Below are 21,162 nucleotides of genomic sequence, written 5' to 3' on the forward strand. Positions count from 1 at the left end.
TTTATAACGGATTTGAAGGATGCTCATTCGCATCAATATCTAATACTGTCTTTTCATGACGAGTATGAGCTGCAGCTTCAGCAGCAGCCAGTTGAGCAGTTTGAATCTGCTCCTTACGTAGACGGTCAATATCTTTACGTAAACGCTTAATTTCCCAATTGTTCTGAAATACTCGGAACACTTGAACAGCAATTAAAAGACCTAAAACTATACCTAAAGCAAGTGTTAAGAGTAGTAAAAGCCCCAATCGCATTGCAGGTACTTGTGTAAACAACAAGTCTACTGAAAGCTCAGTTCCATTTTGTAGAACCATCGCCAATGAGTAACCAAAAAGTACGACTAATATAACGACCAATACATAACGCATAAATACCCCTAACTTTCTTTATAGTATTAGTTTGCTGATTCGTTTACCGCATCACGTAAAGCCTTACCTGGTTTAAAGTGAGGTACAGCTTTAGCAGCAACTTCTACAGACTTACCAGTCTTCGGGTTACGACCTACACGTGGTTCACGGTGGTGCAAGGCAAAACTACCAAAACCACGAATCTCGATTCGATTATCAGTTGATAATGCTTCAATCATCTGATCAATCATAATCTTAACAGCTTCTTCCACTAATGGTTCAGCTAGGTGTGGATTTTTAAGAGAAATACGCTCTATTAAGTCAGACTTATTAAGTGCTTCAGTAGTCATCTGCGACCTCTTTAATTATCAAGCTATTTAGGATCTATTCGCCGATAATAACCTGTTTAAATACAAAACGGTAGCGTAATAATCACTTACTACGCTACCGTTACAGTAATTGTGTAAAAAGTATTAATTAACTTACATTAACAATACAATTCAAACGCTTACTTAGTGGTTCATTTGAGCTTTGATCAAATCACCAATAGTCTTAGGACCATTGTCTGAAGTTGCTGTAGCTGTCTTGTTAAGGTTAGCTACTGCTTCTTTTTCTTCAGCTTCGTCTTTCGCTTTGATAGACAAGTTGATAGAACGTGATTTGCGGTCTACGTTGATGATTTTCGCTTCAACTTCTTGACCAACTTCAAGGAACTTAGTTGCATCTTCAACGCGATCGCGGTTGATTTCAGATGCTTTAAGAGTCGCTTCAACTTCGTCAGCTAACTTAACAGTAGCGCCTTTAGCGTCAACTGCAGTTACAGTACCCTTAACCAATGCACCACGTTCGTTGTTCGCAAGGAAATCATTGAACGGATCGTTGTTCATTTGTTTGATACCAAGGCTGATACGGTTACCTTCAGCGTCAACTGAAAGGATAACCGCTTCAACTGTGTCACCTTTCTTGTAACGACGGATAGCTTCTTCGCCTTGTTCGTTCCAAGAGATGTCTGACAAGTGAACTAGGCCATCGATGCCGCCTGGTAAACCAATGAAGATACCAAAGTCAGTGATAGATTTGATCGTACCAGAAACTTTTTCGCCTTTGTCGTGGTCTTTAGCAAACTCTTCCCATGGGTTAGCACGAGTTTGTTTGATACCAAGAGAAATACGACGACGTTCTTCATCAACTTCAAGAACCATAACATCAACTTCGTCACCGATCTGAACTACTTTAGATGGGTGGATGTTTTTGTTAGTGTGATCCATTTCTGAAACGTGTACTAAACCTTCAACGCCTTCAGCGATTTCTGCGAAACAGCCGTAGTCAGTTAAGTTAGTAACGCGTGCTTTAACGATAGAACCTTTAGGGTAACGGTTCATGATCGCTAACCATGGATCTTCGCCTAATTGTTTAAGACCTAAAGATACGCGGTTACGTTCACGGTCAAATTTAAGTACTTTAACAGTAACTTCTTGGCCAACTTCAACAACTTCTGAAGGGTGCTTGATGCGTTTCCAAGCCATATCAGTGATGTGAAGAAGACCATCAATACCGCCAAGGTCAACGAATGCGCCGTAGTCAGTAAGGTTTTTGATTGTACCAGTAACTGTTTGACCTTCTTCAAGCTGAGCAAGAAGAGCTTCACGGTCAGCTGAAGATTCAGCTTCCATAACAGCACGACGTGAAACAACAACGTTGTTACGTTTAGCATCAAGTTTGATTACTTTGAATTCTAACTCTTTGCCTTCTAAGTGAGTAGTATCACGAATAGGACGAGTATCAACTAAAGAACCAGGAAGGAACGCACGAACTGGACCGATGTCAACAGTGAAACCGCCTTTAACCTTACCAGAGATAACACCAGTAACGATTTCGCCGTCTTCAAAGATTTTTTCAAGTTTAGTCCAAGTTTCAGCGCGTTTAGCTTTTTCGCGAGAAAGAACTGTTTGACCCATACCGTTGTCAAGAGCTTCAACAACAACGTCTACAGTGTCGCCAACTTGAACTTCAAGTTCACGTTGTTCATTTAAGAATTCAGCGCGGTCAACAATACCTTCTGATTTAAGGCCAGTGTCAACTGTTACCCAGTCAGAATCGATGTTTACTACAACGCCTTGGATGACAGCACCCTTTTCAACGTTGAGGTTTAATTCGCTTTCTTCAAAGAGGGCTGCAAAAGATTCGGTCATGATATACCTGATAAAGTCAGCGGTCTTGGATCAGACAAGGCCGGTTTAATTAAGCGTCTACATAGTCCGTATAAGACTGATCAAGCTATGCTTCTGCTGAAAATTCTTTAGTTTGCTAATTGCTGATCGATGTAATTCGTCATCAGCGTGAATACTTCATCAATGGTTAAATTTGAACTATCAATGAAATAAGCATCAGGAGCAGGCTTGAGTGGAGCGACTGTGCGTTCCATATCTCGTTTATCGCGCGCTTCGATATTAGCTAAAATGTCGCTTATTTTAACATCCACACCCATAGCCTGCAACTGATTTACTCGACGCTCGGCACGAGACTGCGCAGAAGCGGTTAAATAAATCTTGGCTTGAGCATTTGGAAAAATAGTTGTAGCCATGTCGCGACCATCTGCAACCAATCCAGGTGATTGCGCAAATGCGTGCTGACGCTCTAACAGTGCTGTTCTAAGTGCTGGAATTGCAGCTACTTTTGATGCAAATTCACCAACACGTTCTGTACGAATAATTTTAGACACATCTTCGCCGTCCAAAAGAACGCTAATGCCACTTTCATTTGTGACAAATTTTATGTCTAAATTTGTTGCAATTTTTACGCATGATTCAAGTTGAGTGTCTAATGAATCAATCAAATCTTGCTTGTGCAATGACAATCCTAATAGACGATACAATGCACCTGAATCAAGCAAATGATACTGATAATGGGCAGCAATCTTTGCTGCTAAAGTACCCTTACCCGAACCACTTGGGCCATCAATTGTGATAATTTGAACTGTCATTGCGTTTCCACTTCGTTAAACGGTTTTTGCAAGTTTTGAAAAACCAATTTTAATCGCTGACTGTAGTTGTGCAAGGATTAATTGGCTAACAAATGGTGCTCGTGCCTGTAATTCAATCGTATAAGTGACCAAAGTACGGTTAGCATCAAGTCTTTCAAACTGAATAATACCCAAATGGTGTTTCACCAATGGGTTTTTAATAATTTTATATTCAATCCGTTGATTCGGTTCTAATAACGTAATTTGTTCTTGCAATGGTTTGATTGGACCAAAGCCCATACGGCGTACAGAACCCACTCCATCAGGACGCTCAGGGTCTGCTGAGTCTTTGACACGCACGACTTGTATCGGTGCAAATGCAACATTGTATGTTGCATGTTTAGATAGCAATTCGAAAACTTTCTCAATCGGTGCATTGAATTCTTTTTTTACTTGAATCGACTTCATGGTTGAACCTATGTTTATTTGACAATTTTAATTGTCATTCGATATTACCTGATTTTGCTGTAACTGTTCAGTGTTGTTTATTTTTTCCTGTAATTTTAATTCACGCTTTTGAGCCCGACGCATTTTAAAAAAAGTACTCAACTGTGCCGAGCATTGCTCTTGTAGACATCCTTGCTCGAAGGAAAAAATATGATTGTAATAACCTGCACTTAATAACTGACGCGCACTGACCAAAGAGCCTGCTTTAGGCTCAATTGCACCAAATACCACACGCTGAATACGTGAATGTACCAATGCCCCCACGCACATGGTGCAAGGCTCCAATGTCACATATATAGTCGCATCATCGGGTAATCGATAATTTTCTAAATTTTTACACGCTTCGCGAATCGCCACGATTTCCGCATGTGCAGTCGGATCTTGCATAGAAATAGGCGCATTAAAACCTGCACCTATCACCTTGTTTTGACTCACAATGACTGCACCAACTGGAATTTCTTGAAGTTCTGCAGCTTTTGCAGCCTGCTCATAGGCAAGCTGCATCCAATACTCGTCACTAAATTGTATTTGTTCAGACATGTATTAACTAATAACACCATAGTGTTTCAATAAAGCGTTCCAGCTTTCAATATTTGTCACAGGTGGCTCGTCTGACAAAATACCTTTAAGTGATAAGTCAGCACCTTTCTTCCACTCAGGAGAAAGGTCTTTATCAACCAAACGTGCACGAACACCTTCAATAAAGTCTGCGTGACGAATTTTCCAGTCTGAAATTTGAGTTTCAAGCTCAAATACTTCATTCCATGAATGTACTTGCTTGCCCCATTGCCACAATAGCCAAGTTAAAGCGGCAGTTGCAGGAGAACCCTTTTGCAAGTTTTCACTTGCTTGGCGCAACCAATCACTACGTGCATCACTCAGACCAATAATCGACTCATAATCATGCTCAAAGTTATGACCACGACACACACTTTGGATCACATCTAATGAATTTTGTAATGGCCCTGGCCCAACTGGACGATGCATACTATTAAGCGTGTCATCAATCGCGCGAAAATCACCTGCTGGATAATGACCCCAATCAATATTAACTACAGTTTCAAGCACATTATCACGCTGTGCATCACAAATATGTGTCGCCCAACCAATACCATAGGCACCTGCCGCCGTCATAATTGAACCTGTCAAACCAGTAAACAGGCCAATTGCACCACGATCAGCAAGGAAACGTGTAGCACCTACGTCAGGATACAAGCCAATATTAATTTCAGGCATAGCCAAACGCGAATAAGGCGTTACTAAACGAAAAGGTGCGGCCATAAACAAGCCGAGACCACCGCCCATCACATAACCCTCACCCCAAACCAATACAGGTTTAGCATAGTTATGCAATAGAAGGTCAAGCGCATATTCTTGTTCAAAAAATTGATTCGCCGTTTCAACTTCATCATTTACGACCAACTGACGAAGCTTACGAACATCACCACCCGCACAAAACGCTTTAGGCGTTGTGGAATCCAACCAAACCGCTTTTACAGATGCGTCATGTTCAAAGTCCTGAAATACTTCGAGTAGCGCGCTACAGATAGATTCATCTAAAGCATGAAGCGATTTTGGACGGTTCAAGCGCACAATGCGCCAACCGTTTTTCGCTTCTTCTACAATCAGATCTGGGTGATAATTTTTTGAAACGGGAGAATATGTCATGCGTCCAGCTGCCAGTCGATCGGCTCAATGCCATTTTGTTTAAGATAATTATTAGATTTTGAGAACACCTTACAACCAAAGAAACCACCACGGTTTGCAGCCAATGGAGATGGATGAGCTGCTTTTAGAACCAAGTGTTTATTTTGGTCGATACGTTGTCCCTTACGTTGTGCATATGCGCCCCAAAGTATAAAGACGAGATGTTCACGTTGTTCATTTAAAACATCAATAACATGGTCTGTAAAATCTTCCCATCCACGTTTTTGATGTGAAGTCGGTTGCCCAGCTTCAACAGTTAATACGCTGTTAAGTAAAAGTACACCTTGCTCTGCCCAGCGTGTTAAATCTCCATGCTTAGACACAGGAACCCCTAGGTCTGTATTTAATTCATGGAAAATATTACGCAAAGAAGGAGGCAAAGCAAGCCCCTTCTGTACTGAAAAACTTAAACCATGTGCCTGATTTGGACCATGATAAGGATCTTGCCCTAAAATCACCACTTTTACATTATCTAATGGTGTTGTATTCAGCGCATTAAAAATCAAAGCATTAGGTGGATAAATCACTTTATCCTGTTTCATTTCTTGTAGCAGAAAGTCTTTTAACTCATCCATGCGTGGGCTAAGTAAAAAATCACTCAAACCTAATTTCCAGCCGGCATCAAGCTGAACTTTTGCGAGTTTTGCTTGCTGCTGTTCTGTTAAAGACATCACTGTTACCTAATCCTAATTACAATTTTAAATATAAATTAAAGCTTCACTTGCAAATCCACAGTTGGATTTAGGAAAGTTTGACCTTGCTTTAATTTTTCATACATTTGGGTATCATTCCATTCGGCTTGCACTTGTTCTGAAAAGACAATTTGTTCAAGCGATAACAGTCCCATTTGACTATTTTCAATATCTTCTAAAAAGCTTTGCGCGTAGCCGGTGTCAGTTTCATGCACAATAACAGAATAAACTTCAACATCCCCTTCACCATTTTGGGTTTCAGTCGATTTTAAAACCTGCTGTGCCAAATAGAAGAAAATACGAGAAAACTGTTCTGCCGAAGGTGAAACTGGTAAAGCCACCCAACGTGCACTAAATTGTTTACAAGCTTTAATATATTCAGCGTCGTCATGCTGCCAAAAACAAATGGCATGATCAAAACTATCGAATAAGTCTTTAATCACACCTTTAAGCAGTCCAAAATCATACACCATTTGACCATGATCTAATCTTGATGCTTTCAGCAACAATTCAACTTTATAGCTATGTCCATGAATTGAGCGTTTGCAACGATCTGACGTGCAATTACGCACGATATGCGCATTTTCAAACTTAAATAACTTACGAATTAACATATGCCGTAATGCAATCAAATAATCTGTGGGTTCTCATCGATTATAAAGCAAAAGTAAAACAATGAGCATTAATTTTGCTGTTCAGCTAGATTGGCAAAACTTATCATGATTTTTTTGATTATTCCTTGTTTTGAATACGCATAGTCTTCCAAAGATTTTACTCAGAGTCTTGATTAAAATGGCGCCATATTGCGATAAGCCACATAAACCTGCTTTTCTTGACGTACCAAGTCACTGGTAAATTGCTTCTTACGGTCACTAAGCATTACTTCAATTTGTGCTTTAAAATAATTTGATTTCACCCCAAGCTGGCTATTCACCAAATCACGATTTTCCTGACTCACTTGTGAAAACGGCTCTATAGCCCATAAATCTGTAACATTTGAAAAGTGTTCAAGTTTAGCCGAGCGTTGTTGCAAAACTTGCTCAATCGTCACTGCATCCAAACGCTCATCAATAGTCGATAATAAAAAAGCTGAAGCCGTATTAATATTCACCATACTTTCATGTGTAGGTAAAGCACTGACATATTTTTCAATTAATTTGTATTTGCTATCTTCAAAACCACGTATCGATTTAAGCTCAGCTATATTGTGAAATTTAGCATTCGGTGGCAGTGGCGAATCATTCAAACTACGATAATAAGACAGCTCCGCGCCCATTGGCCCAGCATTTTCATCATTTTCATCTTGCCAATCAATAACCGCTTGGCTAATTTCGGCAGGCAAACCAACGCGCTGTAATATCTTTTCAAACCACAGCTTTGCCTTTTCATTTACAGTACCGTTATCGCTCACCAAGCTATTTAGATTAAATTTTCCTGATTCATCATGTAGCGAGCCAGAAACGGTTCCATCTTCAACAGGAAATGCGGGCATTGGTTTCGCCCAATTTTCCTGTAAATGATCGACATCACCAGCATTTTCTGCATCATTCACTAGCATTTCAGAAAAAAAAGCTTCCGCACTTTTCGCATAAAGTAGAGACTGATTTTGACGCATTAGATATGCAGTATTTTCCGCCGTACTTGCTTGTTGTTGGGCAATACCTGCCGCCACAATCGTTGCTAAAGCAACCATGACCAATATGGTGAGTAAAGCGATCCCCTGCTGATGTTTCATTATTTTAATCCAGCATCGTTATTCTTGTTGTTTATTTTAACGGCCATCTTTTTTATCCTGTAAATAATCTGTATTTAACAAACTAAATAGCCATTCATACTCCGTGCCACTAACTGCCAAATTTATTTTTATGCCGCGTGGCAACATTGCAAAAGAATCTTTATTGTTTGTATCCGCAGCACGATCAGGCCAACTGTCCGATTCACTGGGATTTAATACGACAATTTTAAACTGCTCAACATTATCTAGTAGTACACTTGAATCCGGTTGATCGTTCCCTGTTTGATTTAAGTTTCGAAATTTTAATCGATAGAGTTTTTTTTCATCTGCACGATACTGATATTCTATCCGTTCGTCTGGTGCTAGCCCCTGATTAAGTGGATCAGTTACACCGGTTTTACTAAAATTAAATCGACCATTTTGTAATACTAGCGCTGGCTGTATTTCACCATTAATATTGGCTGTCAAGGGAACCGCTTGCACGGTATCTCTTAATATCTGCTGATACGCCTCTTGCAACTGACTCAATTTGGCCTCGTGCTCAGCATTTCGCTCTTTCACTTTCACCACATAATCAAATACTTTCCATCCCAAGGCAGATAGTACTGCGAAAATAGCGATCGCAACTAACAATTCAACTAATGTGAATCCATATGACCTTTTCATGATTCAGCCACACGATAATTAAAGAAAACCAAACTGGTAATTCCAGCCGCCACATCGCCAGTGTCAGCATTCAATAAACTGACTTGCACATCAACGCGTTGAACATTTGGACTAATCGTCGCTTGAGCTTTTTTATCAATCTGCCAGCGTTCGCCTTGCTGCGTAACTTGCTTGGATGCTGTCCCACTCATCCACTCACGATTTATTTCCATGTAGGCAATTTCATTTAAAGCAACAAATTGTGCTTTAGAACGTAAAACTGCATTTGCAGTAGCTTGAGTATACTGCATTGCAACATTGGACAACGCCATGGCTGCGGTTGCAAATATTGCAAGCGCAACCATCACTTCTAGCAAGGTAAATCCTTTAGCCCGCATTTATTTTACCTAAATGGTCTATTTCTATTTCTTCACCAATGGGACGTTCTTCGAAATAGAATTGAATGCGTACAGGTTTGACTTCTCCATTACCCAACCATATTAACTGAGGTGCATCATGATTTAGTAAGTCTGAATTATTGGCCTTTTCATATTGCCGATCTAATGACTGAATTGAAAATGAAACATGTTCTGGTAATTTTTTTGCCTCAAAATCTTTATAAGTTTGCCATTTATTATTTTGGTCCAATAGGCCATTTTGCTGTCTTTGTGCTTCTGGAATATATTCTTGTACCGCATAAATTGCTTGATTCACATCTGTCGCAGTTTTTTGCTCAAGGGCTAAAATACGAGATTGATCATTGGATTCACGTAAAATTCTCTTCAGATCTAATACAAATACTTCACGCGCTTGCATGGCTTTTCGCTGATCAGTCCCACCAATATTCAACAATACCAATGAAGCCATGATACCCATGATCACTATCACCACCATCAATTCTACGAGGGTGAATCCACGAACCAATGATGGTGATGTTATTTTCATAAGCAGCCTTTACGCAAACTGTGCAACCGCATGTGTTTGTTTCGGCAATGCCAAGGCTTGATCAATATAAGCTACACGCAAAGTATCACGTGAACCTAAATAGCGCTGGTAGAAGCTAGAATTTAAAATTGCTGCTGCGCCATGCGTTAATGACCAAATCGAAGCCAAATAATCACGTACAGGCATTTTGCTTTCAATGGATTCTAAGTAACGTTCAGTCATGCGAATGATTAAACGTAAACGTTGCTTACGCACTTGGTAAAGCTCACTAAATAAGTGCTGAATACCAACACCTGTAGTCGATAAGCGCTCTTCAATTTGGTGAAATAAAACTGTACGTTCTGGATGATGTAAATGATGCAACATAAAGAATGCGAGATGCTCGGGAAAAGCCTTGTCCGTATCCTTAATCATTTCGAGCAACATGCGCTCATTACGAATAATGAGCAGCATATAAAGTTCATCTTTACTTTGAAAGTGTTTGTATAGTGTCCCTTTTGCAAGGTCGAGCTCTGCTGCTAATGCATCAAGCGTCATACCTGCTTCACCATTTTCTAAGAGCAATTGTTCTGCTACTTGGAAAATTAATGCTTCTCTTGCTCGAAATTGAGCCTGACGATCCATCTTCACCCTATACTCTCTTTTACTCTTATATCAATTCAAATTATTTACTTAAGATTGAGGAGATTTTCAAAGTTTTGCATTGTTATGAAAGCCATCTCTTCAACTGACTTATCATATACATCACTTAAAGCTTTGGCTACATAGGGAACGTATTTAGGTTCATTAGACTTTCCTCTATAGGGCATCGGCGCAAGGTAAGGACTATCGGTTTCAATAAGCACGCGATCAAGCGGTACCTGCTTGGCAACATCACGTAAATCTTGAGCATTTTTAAACGAAACTATGCCTGAGAATGAAACATAGTAACCACAATCTAAAACTGCTTTTGCTGTTTCCCAGTCTTCAGTAAAACAGTGCAAAATACCATGTGTTGATTTCTCAGCACGTATGATATCTACCGTATCATGTTTCGCAGAACGCGTATGTACTACAACAGGTTTCTTTACTGTTTGAGAAGCATGAATATGACGTGCAAAACAGTCTTTTTGTTCCGCAATAAAATCGGTGCTGTGAAAATAGTCGAGTCCAGTTTCACCTATCGCCCACACTTTTTCTGATTGAGCCAATTCAACCAGAGTATCGACAGTAGCTCGCGCCATTGTGGCCGGATCTTCACATGGATGAACACCAACTGAATATCCGACATCCGTATGGCGAGCAGCAATTTTTGAAAGTTCAATATGATCATCAAGGTCAACTGAGATACTCATAAATTTTGAGACCCCAGCAGCTCGAGCCTGCTCCAATGCTAGATCTAAATTACCATCATAGGGTGTTAGGTCAAGCATGGTTAAATGGCAATGGGTATCTACAAACACAATATGTACCTACTAGTTATCAACGTTATGACTACATAGTGTAACTTCTACGTCCTTCAGATTTAAGTCCTGCAAGTAGTCGTTCTGCTTCAGTTTTGAAATAAACACCTTTTTCGCCACCAAGTTGAATACCAAAACCTTGTGGTTTAATACCATTTTGCTTTTGCGAAACCCAAATAACTTTACCTGTCAGTGGAATTTTTATACTTTGCTCTGGCAAGGTCGCCAATAAAAAAACTTCTTCACCTAATTTGACTGTTTGCTTGGATGGTACAAATAATCCACCACCAACAACATATGGCATATAACTCGCAAATAATGTTTCCACATCTGGAATATTTGCATGGATAATCCCGCCCATACGTGGTTGCATCGATCTTCCCCTTTTTTAAATATTCATCAGTTTAATGCAAAGCTCATCTACGACCAGATTCCCCTGTACGTTCTGCTCAATGAACCGCTTAGACTGCTGTAATTCAGTATAAATATTAAAAAGTGTTTCAAGCGTATACTGCTCCGCAAGCACACCAAAATCCAAATCAATATTTTTAATGGATTGATTCAGCTTGACACAAATTATATCGGACAACAAGTATTCAAACATTTGACTAAAATCACTAAAACTCAGTGCTTTATTCCACTTGGTCGCAATTGCCATGGGCATATTTTTTTGCATGACCAATTTTAGCCAATCGTGTATAAATTCTTGTCGTAAATTCAACCACTCACTATTTGCAACTTGAATGGCTTGTAACGGCATCTGACTCGCTAAATTCATTAAAACTTGGCGTTGCGTCTCACCACTGTCAGGCAAATGTTGCAAGAGATAATCCTGCGACAGTGTCGGCTCAATTCGATCAAGTGCATAATGCTGCATACGACTACGTATGGTTGCAGGCAATTTTAAGTAATGTTCAGCCAATAAAATAATGACAATGCGTTCACCCGGTTCTTCGAGTGTTTTAAGCAACGCATTAGATGATGCAATATTTAATGCCTCCGCAGGCTCAATTAAAACTACGCGCCAACCGTCCACCGTTTGCTGAACAAATGGTAAGAGATCTCGTATTTTTTCAATTTTAATTTTTGCATTTTGCTTTTTATTGTCTTCATCAGTACTAATATGGACAAAATTGGGATGCGTATCCGACTTTAACCACTGACAACTTCCACACTCGCCACAAGGCTGCTTTTGTTCATCACGCTTTTGACACAGCACCCATGCAAGAAATTGTTTTGCAAATGCTTCCTTACCACAGCCTTTTTTTCCATATAGCAAGATACCATGCCCTAACTGCGGAAAACGTCCCGTCAGTGTTTCCCACGTATTTTGCTGCCAAGGATATACTTGCGCCACAATTTCATTTTGCATCAACGACCAACCTTATTCGAAGTTTGAAACATCCATCTGATTCAAACGATCAAGATCAGCTTGTGTATCCACACCCGGTGGTAAATTTGCTTCTGCTATTGCAATGGCAATACGATGACCATTTTCAAGTACACGTAGTTGTTCAAGACTTTCTAATTTTTCTAATACACCCATATCCCATGTCACATACTCTTGTAAGAGTTTCACACGATATGCATACAAACCTAAATGGCGATAAGCTTGATTATGCAATTGCTGTTCAGCTTGTTTAGCACCATCACGATCATAAGGGATAGTCGCACGACTGAAGTACAAAGCTTGATTATGTTTAGACATTACCACTTTTACAATGCTGTCACGCTGAAACTCATCCAAGCTATGAATAGGCTCACACAATGTAGACATTGAAGATTCAGGTTGATCTTCAAGTAATTGCGCAACCTGTTTTACCAACAACGCTGGAAGTAGTGGCTCATCACCTTGCACATTAACAATGATGTCTTCATTTGCCCAACCTTTAATTCGAGCAACTTCACTTAAACGATCGGTACCCGATGGATGCTCAGCCGATGTCATCACAACATCTACGCCTTCCGCACGACAAACAGTAGCAATACGCTCATCATCTGTTGCCACACAAAGATCATCAAATCCTGCTACTTTCTTCGCTTGATCGACTACCCGTAGAATCATTGGACGACCATGAATTTCAAGTAAAGGCTTACCTGGTAAACGTGAACTTGAAAAGCGTGCAGGAATAACAATATGTTTCATAAATCAAATGCCTTCAGGAAGTTTTAAACCCAGTTGCTTTAACTGCTGATGTAGAGTTTCATAGCATGCAGGTGAAAGTACCGCATCCACTGGGACAACCCATATTTCTCGTTTAAAATTTGGATTTTTTTTCAATATTGCCAATAGTTTGACAGCATCTTTTTCAGTGGTAATGATTGGATTTGCATCTTCAAATTGCAGGTCGTCTAATTCATATTCGTAATGATCAGGAAACTCATGACATTGGAAATGCTGTATCCCCATCTTTTCTAAAGTATTATAAAAACGCTGGGGAAATCCTATTCCAACTACCGCATAAAAATCTTTATTTGGATCGAATACAGTATCTAGATCTTTATTCAATAAATATGGCTGTGAAGACTCTAAATGCATATTTAAATCTGTTTGAGGATTTGAGGAATGCTCAATCACCGTACCCGTTTCTAGGCGCTTTTTAGGTTCGCGTAAATAACCTTCAGGCAATAGCTTTTCATTGCCTAAACCACGGTTATTATCTAGAACAATCCATTCTAACTGTCGTGCTAAGGCCCAATGTTGAAGCCCATCATCACAAATAATTAGATCAAGCTGATGTTTAGACAGTAACAACTCAATACTTTGCTGACGATTTGAACCAACCGCCATCGGTACATCTGTGGACTGGACTATCAATGCAGGTTCATCACCTACTGTTTCAGCTGTAGCATTTAGATCCACATAAGCTGGAAAAGGCCCTTTACCACCATAACCGCGGCTGATCACACCAACTTTGATGTCTAAGCTATTTAGATAACTCACCAAATGAATAAGTAATGGTGTTTTACCACTACCACCAACAGTAATATTTCCAATAACCATAACTGGAATAGGTGCGGTATAACTAGATTTTGCACCTATTTTATAAAGTTTTTTATTGAGTAAAAAACCACCACGATAAATCCATGACAAAGGTCTAAACACAATGAGCCACTTTGCCTGTTCATTCCAAGCATCCTGAATCATTTGTGCAAGTGACATGGCTTAGTTTTCCTCAAAATTACGCTGATGAAGTTGAAAGTAGGCACCTTGCTGCGCGATTAATTCAGCATGCGTACCTTGTTCAATAATACGCCCTTTATCCATCACCACAATACGATCAGCATTTTCAATAGTAGATAAGCGATGAGCAATCACGATTGTTGTTCGATCTTGCATCGCCGCATCAAATGCTTGCTGAATATAATATTCTGACTCGTTATCCAGGGCACTTGTTGCCTCATCCAAAATTAGAATTGGTGCATTTTTCAAAATTGCGCGTGCAATCGCAATACGTTGTCGCTGACCACCTGATAAATTCAGGCCTTGCGCACCTAATGGCGTGTCATAACCTTGTGGTAGATCCATAATAAAATCATGGGCAAAAGCAGCTTTCGCTGCGGCGATGACCTGTTCATCTGTCGCATGCTCTAACTGGCCATAGGCAATATTTTCACGAACTGTGCGGTTAAATAAGACAACTTGCTGATTCACCATCGAAATTTGGGTGCGCAGGCTATTTAATTCGAGATCATTAATATCATGTTGATCTAACAGTAACTGACCAGAAGTAACATCTTGGTAGCGCACCAATAAGTTCACCAGTGAAGTTTTGCCTGCACCAGAACGCCCAACCAATGCAACAGTTTCACCTGCATTCACCTTTAGGTTAAAATCATGAATTGCATGATGACCATCTGCATAGATTAAATTTACATTCTTAAATTCAACATCACCTTTCAACACTGGTTTTAATGTGCCGTTATTGGCTTCTTCTGGCATATCCAGCAATTCAAATACCGAATATGCTGCAGCCATACCACGTTGAAGCTTTTCGTTAACATCCGTCAATGTTTTAATCGGCTTGCTCAACATACCTGCCGCTGTAATATAGGCAACAAACTCACCAGCTGAAGTGTCCTGCAAAATTTCTGGGCGTAAAGCGATATACATGACAATACTGAGCGCAATAGACATGATCAGCTGAACAATTGGACTATTGAGCTGCTGTACTACCACCATTTTCAGGCCACGGCGTAAATTTTCCATCGAGCTTTCGTGAAAACGGTTTTGCTCATAATCTTGGCCTGCAAAGCCTTTCACCACCAAATTACCTTGAACTGTTTCCTGTACCACATGGTTCACATCCCCCATAGTACTTTGCACTTGCATAGATAATTTACGCATGCGTTTCGAGGCTTTACGTATAATTAAACCAATGATTGGGCCAAAAATTAAAATACATAAAGTTAGTCGCCAGTTGGTATATAGCAAATAGCCCAACAGTGCGATGGTAATAAGACCCTGTTGTACAATGGTTTTTAGCGACTCAGACGATGCTGCCGTCAATTGTTCAACGTTATACATAATTTTTGCAGTGATATGACCGCTCGAATTGTCTAAATAATATTGTGAAGGCAAACGCATCAACTTAGCGAAGACTTGCTGACGAATATTAAAGATTAAGTTTCGAGAAATCACTGCGGTAAAATATCCACCCATGAACAAACCGAGTCCACGGAAGAACATCAATAAAACCACCAAGAGTGGAAATAAGGTTGTAAAGCTTTGATCTTTGTTTTGTATAGCTTCAATAATGCGTTCCAATAATTTTGCGACAGAAACTTCCGTCGCAGCATTAATACTGAAACCAAGCAAAACAAGTAAGCCTATTGCCCAAAAAGGTTTTAAATAACTTAATAGGCGTAGGTAGACCTTAAAATCGTGCTTCACTAATAACCTCGAGTTGGTACTTTGGTACTGATGTTAATATTTACAAAGCCTAACTGCCCTGCAACATCCATCACGCGAATCACATCCTGATGCGTGGCTTTCGCATCAGCAGCAATCACAAACATTAAATCACGACGATCATTCGATATCTGTTTAATTGCCGTATTTAAATCTGAAACTTCCTTACTTGCCAAGGATTGCCCGTTGACCGAGTAATGCCCTGTAGAATCCACCACCACTTCAACTTTTTGATCATATTGTTTTGGTGGAACACCTTGTGCATCCGGAAGTGTTAAATTCATTCGACTCATCTGATTAAAGGTTGTCGAAAGTAATAAAAACACCAAAATAAACATCAAGCAATCAATCATCGGAGTGAGGTTGATATGAATATCTTCAACCTGACGGCGTTTAAATTTCATTTTTCCGCCTCCATTCAGCTGGCTTTCTGAATGTCCTGACTTTCGACTTCAGGGGCTTTTTTATAGAACAAAGCGGCATGAAACAAAGTCGATTGCTGCTCAAGTTCAGCAACATATTCTTGAACCAAACGCTGGAAATAACGATGTGCAAATAATGCAGGCACGGCAATCAACATACCTGCAGCTGTTGTAATTAATGCTTTAGAAATACCCGGCATCATCAATACTGGATCACTATTGGTTCCAATATCAATCATCAAAAACGCTTCAATAATACCAATGACAGTACCCAGCAAACCCAACAACGGAGCAACCGCACTTAAAGTTCCCAAAAAGTTAATGTTTTTTTCAAGATAACCAATTTCTTGAGATGCGGTCACTTCCATTTGGGCACGTGCGTATTGCTCAGATTGATTTTTACTTGCATAACCTGCAGTCAAAACACGACCTAACGTACTCTGTTGCAAGTCTTTACTTTGCTCCATGTGCTGAACCACATCTTTCACAGAAGAATTGGCCTTCATATATAAAGATGATGGTAAAACCATTGATTTTTTTAAGCGAATAAAACGCTCAATGGTAATGGCAACAGTAAAGATTGAACAAATCACGAGTGGGATCATTAACCACCCACCCGCTTTGACTAATTCCCACATTTGATTTTCCCCAAGTAAATAGACTGTAAAATTATTCAGCCAAACAAATATTTAGAATGCCGTCGAGTTCTTCAAGATTATGGTAGCTAATCACAAGCTTACCCTTACCTTGTTTATTATGATCAATTTTTACTTCAGCACTAAAACGATCTGAAAGTCGTTGTGTAAGTTGCTGTATGTCTGACGAAACATTTACTTTTGCTTTAGGTTGTTTCGGTGCATTTAAGTCACGAACATACTGTTCGGTTTGACGCACGGACATGCTTTTTTCAATGACCATTTCAGCGACTTTTAATTGGTCTTTGGCTTTCAAGGTCAAAATTGCACGTGCATGCCCCATATCAAGTAAGCCTTGCTGCATAAAATCTTTCACTGGTTCTGCCAATGAAAGTAAACGCAATAAATTACTGATCGTGGTACGAGCTTTACCTACTGTATCCGCAATTTCTTGGTGACTTAAACCAAACTCATCATGGAAACGTTGTAATGCCATGGCTTGATCAATTGGGTTCAGGTCTTGACGTTGAATGTTCTCAATCAGTGCTAATGCAATTGCAACTTGATCTGAAAGATCACGCACAATTGCAGGAACTTCTGTTAGTCCAGCAAGTTGCGCAGCACGCCAGCGACGTTCACCTGCAATAATTTCATAGGGATGTTTTTCGTCTTCAACAGGACGAATCACGATCGGCTGCATGACTCCATGCTTTTCAATTGAAGCCGCAAGTTCTTGAAGATCTTGTTCTTTAATAAAGCGGCGTGGTTGATATTCACCGCGCTTTAATAAGTGAACATCAATTTGCTTCAACTGACCATGATCTAATGCTTTGGCTTCTAACTGTAGTTTTTCTTTTTGGATCGAACCAAGTAAGGCATCTAAACCACGACCTTTAGCCAGTCCACGTTTTTTTACGGTCATGCTTTACTTCCTTTTTTCACTTTGGTTTTTTTTAACATCTCAGCTGCCAAGTTCAAGTAAGCAACTGCACCCTTTGAGCTTTTTTCAAAATAAATTACAGGCAAACCGTGTGCAGGCGCTTCCGCTAGACGAATATTACGTGGCACTACAGTTTCATAAAGTTTTTTGCCAAAATATTGTTCTAATTCTGCAGAAACATCACGAGTCAAAGCATTACGCGCATCATACATCGTACGTAATACACCCACGATCTCTAGATCTGGATTCAATGCTTGTTGAATACGATCAATGGTTTGCGTCAAATCTGCTAAACCTTCCAATGCATAATATTCACATTGCATTGGAATAAGCACACCGCGTACCGCTGCTAAAGCATTGACTGTAATTAAACTTAAACTTGGCGCACAATCTACAATAATGTAGTCAAAATCTTTTTCTACCGTTGCCAAGGCCTCACGTAAAATAAACTCACGTCCATCTTGGTCAGCAATCGCAAGTTCCACACCTGCTAAATCACGGTTTGCACCTAGAACTTTATAACCCACTTCAGCTTTATGAATTGCAGTTTCAATGGGTACTTCACCCAAAAGTACATCCGTCACTGAGTACAATAAGTCGTTCTTTTGAATGCCCGACCCCATCGTGGCATTACCTTGCGAATCCATATCTACAAGTAATACGCGTTTTTTTAATACGGCCAATGACGCAGCCAAATTCACTGCAGTTGTGGTTTTACCTACGCCACCCTTTTGGTTTGCAATCGCAATAATTTGAGCCATGGTAACCCCAGTCCTTTGAAAAATTTAAATACGTTTTAAGAAAATTAAATGGCGTTGTTCATCCAATCGTGGAACTTTTAACGCAACGATATCAATTTTGAACTCACTTTTCAGTGTTTCAACTTCTTCTTCTGGGATTAAACCTTTCATTGAAGCAATAATACTTTGCTCATGCATATACGGTTTAGATGCATCTACAAAATCAGTCAATGAAGCAAAAGCACGACTGGTAATCACATCAAATTGCCCTAGTTCATTGATGCTGTCTTCATTCTCAACACGTGTTTGAACTGCAATGACATTTTTTAGTTTTAGGTCTGCAATAAATTGCTTTAAGAATCGAATTTTTTTTCCGTTCGCATCTAATAGTACACATTCACGATCTGGCTGACACAGTGCAATGATCATGCCTGGCATACCTCCACCTGTACCAATATCGAGTAAACGGCCTGCTGGCAAGTCGTTCAAAATACTCAAACTATCCAGCAAATGCTTCACCAACATTTCTTTTGGATCACGAATTGCGGTCAAGTTATAGGCTTTGTTCCACAGCACTAAGGCATCTTGATATTTCAGCAATAGATTTAATGCTTCTTCACTCAAATCTAAGCCAAGCTTTTGACTACCTTGCTTTAAGTCTTGAAAAAAAGGATGCATAAAGAAGACATCTCAATAAAAATTAACTGAAGTATACCGATTTCTAAGCCGTGGAACAGTAGCTAACGCTTAGCGAATATGCACTTAAGCGTACATGCCCTGACGAATCTGTAGATCTAGATCACTTAATCGCTCAGGTGTGCCAACATCTACCCAAGCTGCTTGCATTTTTTCTGCAGAAATTTTTCCATCTAGCATCGCATCTTTTAATAATGGAGCTAAAGGTCGTTTTCCTGCATCCAAACCATCAAACATTTTTGGGTTAATGACCGCTACGCCACTATAAGTCAGTGCCTCACCTTGTTGTCCTTGCTCAAAGGTATAACTACGCCCATTTGCCAAGATAAAATCGCCTTTGGGATGTTGAGCAGGATTAGTCACAAAAACAAGATGTGCAAGATCTGCACCTAAGTTCACATTCAGTAAGGATGAAAAATCAAAAGTTGTCCAAACATCACCATTCACCAAAATAAATGGCTCTGTCCCAAGCAAAGGTAAAGCATTAATAATGCCACCTGCTGTTTCTAAACCTTCTGCTTCACGTGTCCAGCGAATAGTAACGCCAAATTGAGAACCATCGCCTAAGGCGCCAATCAACACATCGGCTAGCCAAGCAGAATTGATAATAATTTCAGTCACGCCAATTTTTTTGAGTTTTTCAATATGCCAAACAATCAGTGGTTTTCCACCCACTTCAAGCAAAGGCTTTGGCTTATATAAGGTTAAAGGACGCATCCGGTTGCCTAGACCCGCCGCTAAAATCATGGCTTTCATTATGCAACAACCTCGTAACTACCGTATTTGGCTTCAAATTTCGGCAATACTTTAGCTTGAATAAACTGAATAAATGGTTGTAGTTCTGCATACGGCTTACTTTCTTCAAGTAAATACCACATCACACGAGGTAAATCTTTCAAGTAGCCTGATTTACCATCACGCTCAAACAAACGAACAAAAATACCCAAAATCTTGATATGACGTTGAATCGCCATCAGGTCAGCATCTTGTTTAAATTGTTCAAAGTCACGACCTTCTTTTGCCGACGCAGGTAACAAGTCATAAAACACTTTAAACCAACCATATACACGCTCAGCATTCCACTGCACATAAGCGTCTCGAGTGATTGAAATAAGGTCATAAGTATCCGCACCAATCACTGCATCTTGGAAATCAATGACACCTTGATCTTGCTCACCATCGAGCATCATTAAATTACGACTATGGAAATCACGATGCACGATGACTTGTGGTTGTGCCAAGGCAGCATTGGCTAAAATCGCAAAGGTACGCTTAATTAAAGCTGACTCTTCGATAGTTAGTTGAATTTGTAATGAAGGCAATAACCAATCAGTTAAAAGCTCCATTTCAGAAATCAGCTTTTCATAGGCATATTCTGGAAAGTGGTTTACACCATCAATTGACTGTAATTGAATCAACTGTTTAAAACTTTGTGCGTAATGTGCGTCTACTGTTTGATCATTGAGCAATGTCGACAGTAAAACATCACCAAAATCTTCCAGCAATAAAAAGCCTTGCTCTAGATCTTTTGCCACAATATGGGGTACACGAACGCCATTCGCATCAAAAAATTCATCAATCGTCACAAAAGGCACACAATCTTCTTTTTCTGGTGGTGCATCCATCAGCATAAATGTTTTATTATTCAATTTGATTCGTGCATAACGACGGAAACTTGCATCGCCTGCTAGAAAGTTAATTTCAAATTGATCTGAACCAAGTACAGATGAAATCCATGTTTGTATCAATTGTTCACGTTGTGTATTCATTTGCGATAAATTCTAATACAGGCTGAGTTTTTAAAGTGCTAAGTGTAGCTACTTATCAACTTTTTCT

Annotated in this window: 27 protein-coding genes; all 27 read right to left on the minus strand. The window is 39.7% G+C overall.

What is annotated here, in order from left to right:
- Position 1: 1 nt before the first annotated feature.
- Positions 2–367 carry a lipopolysaccharide assembly protein LapA domain-containing protein gene (locus A9J31_RS14375; RefSeq protein ID WP_067767461.1) on the minus strand — a complete coding sequence of 122 codons (366 nt, stop codon included), beginning with the start codon at positions 365–367 and terminating at the stop codon, positions 2–4.
- 26 nt (positions 368–393) lie between these two features.
- A complete protein-coding gene (locus tag A9J31_RS14380; protein ID WP_067767464.1) occupies positions 394–696 on the minus strand; it encodes an integration host factor subunit beta in 303 nt (100 codons plus the stop codon).
- A gap of 162 nt (positions 697–858) precedes the next feature.
- On the minus strand, positions 859–2,538 hold the full coding sequence (gene rpsA, locus A9J31_RS14385) for a 30S ribosomal protein S1 (RefSeq protein ID WP_067767467.1): 1,680 nt from the start codon (positions 2,536–2,538) through the stop codon (positions 859–861).
- Positions 2,539–2,645: 107 nt separating this feature from the next.
- Complete coding sequence (gene cmk, locus A9J31_RS14390) at positions 2,646–3,329, minus strand: (d)CMP kinase (RefSeq protein ID WP_067767470.1); 684 nt, start codon at positions 3,327–3,329, stop codon at positions 2,646–2,648.
- A gap of 15 nt (positions 3,330–3,344) precedes the next feature.
- Entirely contained in the window at positions 3,345–3,776 is a 432-nt protein-coding gene (locus A9J31_RS14395) for an SRPBCC family protein (RefSeq protein WP_067767473.1), read from the minus strand.
- A 27-nt stretch (positions 3,777–3,803) separates the two neighbouring features.
- A complete protein-coding gene (tadA, locus tag A9J31_RS14400) occupies positions 3,804–4,355 on the minus strand; it encodes a tRNA adenosine(34) deaminase TadA (protein ID WP_067767476.1) in 552 nt (183 codons plus the stop codon).
- Between the two features lie 3 nt (positions 4,356–4,358).
- Entirely contained in the window at positions 4,359–5,483 is a 1,125-nt protein-coding gene (locus tag A9J31_RS14405; protein WP_067767479.1) for an enoyl-CoA hydratase/isomerase family protein, read from the minus strand.
- Positions 5,480–6,193 carry a uracil-DNA glycosylase gene (gene ung, locus A9J31_RS14410; RefSeq protein ID WP_067767482.1) on the minus strand — a complete coding sequence of 238 codons (714 nt, stop codon included), beginning with the start codon at positions 6,191–6,193 and terminating at the stop codon, positions 5,480–5,482. The genes A9J31_RS14405 and ung overlap by 4 nt, the downstream gene beginning before the upstream one ends.
- 38 nt (positions 6,194–6,231) lie before the next feature.
- Entirely contained in the window at positions 6,232–6,828 is a 597-nt protein-coding gene (locus A9J31_RS14415) for a 6-pyruvoyl trahydropterin synthase family protein (protein WP_067767484.1), read from the minus strand.
- A 173-nt stretch (positions 6,829–7,001) separates the two neighbouring features.
- Positions 7,002–7,949: a type II secretion system minor pseudopilin GspK gene (gspK, locus tag A9J31_RS14420; protein ID WP_067767487.1), complete on the minus strand. Its 948-nt coding sequence runs from the start codon at positions 7,947–7,949 to the stop codon at positions 7,002–7,004.
- 36 nt (positions 7,950–7,985) lie between these two features.
- Positions 7,986–8,615, minus strand: a complete 630-nt coding sequence (gene gspJ / locus A9J31_RS14425) for a type II secretion system minor pseudopilin GspJ (RefSeq protein WP_067767490.1) — start codon at positions 8,613–8,615, stop codon at positions 7,986–7,988.
- Entirely contained in the window at positions 8,612–8,992 is a 381-nt protein-coding gene (gspI, locus tag A9J31_RS14430) for a type II secretion system minor pseudopilin GspI (protein ID WP_067767493.1), read from the minus strand. Before gspI ends, gspJ begins: the two co-directional genes overlap by 4 nt.
- A complete protein-coding gene (locus A9J31_RS14435) occupies positions 8,982–9,539 on the minus strand; it encodes a type II secretion system protein (RefSeq protein WP_067767496.1) in 558 nt (185 codons plus the stop codon). Before A9J31_RS14435 ends, gspI begins: the two co-directional genes overlap by 11 nt.
- A gap of 9 nt (positions 9,540–9,548) precedes the next feature.
- Positions 9,549–10,163: a TetR/AcrR family transcriptional regulator gene (locus tag A9J31_RS14440; protein ID WP_067767499.1), complete on the minus strand. Its 615-nt coding sequence runs from the start codon at positions 10,161–10,163 to the stop codon at positions 9,549–9,551.
- A 44-nt stretch (positions 10,164–10,207) separates the two neighbouring features.
- The gene (locus A9J31_RS14445) at positions 10,208–10,981 is read right to left on the minus strand and encodes a TatD family hydrolase (protein WP_067767502.1); all 774 of its coding nucleotides are present in this window, start codon (positions 10,979–10,981) and stop codon (positions 10,208–10,210) included.
- A gap of 31 nt (positions 10,982–11,012) precedes the next feature.
- Positions 11,013–11,354 (minus strand): PilZ domain-containing protein, encoded by a 342-nt coding sequence (locus tag A9J31_RS14450; RefSeq protein WP_067767505.1) that lies wholly within the window; start codon positions 11,352–11,354, stop codon positions 11,013–11,015.
- A 15-nt stretch (positions 11,355–11,369) separates the two neighbouring features.
- Complete coding sequence (locus A9J31_RS14455; protein WP_067767508.1) at positions 11,370–12,353, minus strand: DNA polymerase III subunit delta'; 984 nt, start codon at positions 12,351–12,353, stop codon at positions 11,370–11,372.
- A 12-nt stretch (positions 12,354–12,365) separates the two neighbouring features.
- A complete protein-coding gene (gene kdsB, locus A9J31_RS14460; RefSeq protein ID WP_067767511.1) occupies positions 12,366–13,127 on the minus strand; it encodes a 3-deoxy-manno-octulosonate cytidylyltransferase in 762 nt (253 codons plus the stop codon).
- 3 nt (positions 13,128–13,130) lie between these two features.
- The gene (lpxK, locus tag A9J31_RS14465) at positions 13,131–14,144 is read right to left on the minus strand and encodes a tetraacyldisaccharide 4'-kinase (RefSeq protein WP_067767514.1); all 1,014 of its coding nucleotides are present in this window, start codon (positions 14,142–14,144) and stop codon (positions 13,131–13,133) included.
- A gap of 3 nt (positions 14,145–14,147) precedes the next feature.
- Positions 14,148–15,875, minus strand: a complete 1,728-nt coding sequence (msbA, locus tag A9J31_RS14470) for a lipid A export permease/ATP-binding protein MsbA (RefSeq protein ID WP_067767517.1) — start codon at positions 15,873–15,875, stop codon at positions 14,148–14,150.
- A complete protein-coding gene (locus A9J31_RS14475) occupies positions 15,875–16,297 on the minus strand; it encodes an ExbD/TolR family protein (protein ID WP_067767521.1) in 423 nt (140 codons plus the stop codon). Before A9J31_RS14475 ends, msbA begins: the two co-directional genes overlap by 1 nt.
- A 14-nt stretch (positions 16,298–16,311) precedes the next feature.
- Complete coding sequence (locus A9J31_RS14480) at positions 16,312–16,953, minus strand: MotA/TolQ/ExbB proton channel family protein (protein WP_067767524.1); 642 nt, start codon at positions 16,951–16,953, stop codon at positions 16,312–16,314.
- 31 nt (positions 16,954–16,984) lie between these two features.
- Complete coding sequence (locus A9J31_RS14485) at positions 16,985–17,872, minus strand: ParB/RepB/Spo0J family partition protein (protein WP_067767528.1); 888 nt, start codon at positions 17,870–17,872, stop codon at positions 16,985–16,987.
- Positions 17,869–18,651, minus strand: coding sequence for a ParA family protein (locus A9J31_RS14490; protein ID WP_067767530.1), 783 nt, complete (start codon positions 18,649–18,651; stop codon positions 17,869–17,871). Before A9J31_RS14490 ends, A9J31_RS14485 begins: the two co-directional genes overlap by 4 nt.
- A 24-nt stretch (positions 18,652–18,675) precedes the next feature.
- Complete coding sequence (gene rsmG / locus A9J31_RS14495; RefSeq protein WP_067767533.1) at positions 18,676–19,308, minus strand: 16S rRNA (guanine(527)-N(7))-methyltransferase RsmG; 633 nt, start codon at positions 19,306–19,308, stop codon at positions 18,676–18,678.
- Positions 19,309–19,392: 84 nt separating this feature from the next.
- A complete protein-coding gene (murU, locus tag A9J31_RS14500) occupies positions 19,393–20,082 on the minus strand; it encodes an N-acetylmuramate alpha-1-phosphate uridylyltransferase MurU (protein ID WP_067767536.1) in 690 nt (229 codons plus the stop codon).
- Positions 20,082–21,095 (minus strand): aminoglycoside phosphotransferase family protein, encoded by a 1,014-nt coding sequence (locus A9J31_RS14505; RefSeq protein WP_067767539.1) that lies wholly within the window; start codon positions 21,093–21,095, stop codon positions 20,082–20,084. Before A9J31_RS14505 ends, murU begins: the two co-directional genes overlap by 1 nt.
- Between the last annotated feature and the right edge of the window lie 67 nt (positions 21,096–21,162).

Origin of the sequence: Acinetobacter gandensis (genome assembly GCF_001678755.1) — a bacterium.
Lineage (GTDB): Bacteria > Pseudomonadota > Gammaproteobacteria > Pseudomonadales > Moraxellaceae > Acinetobacter > Acinetobacter gandensis.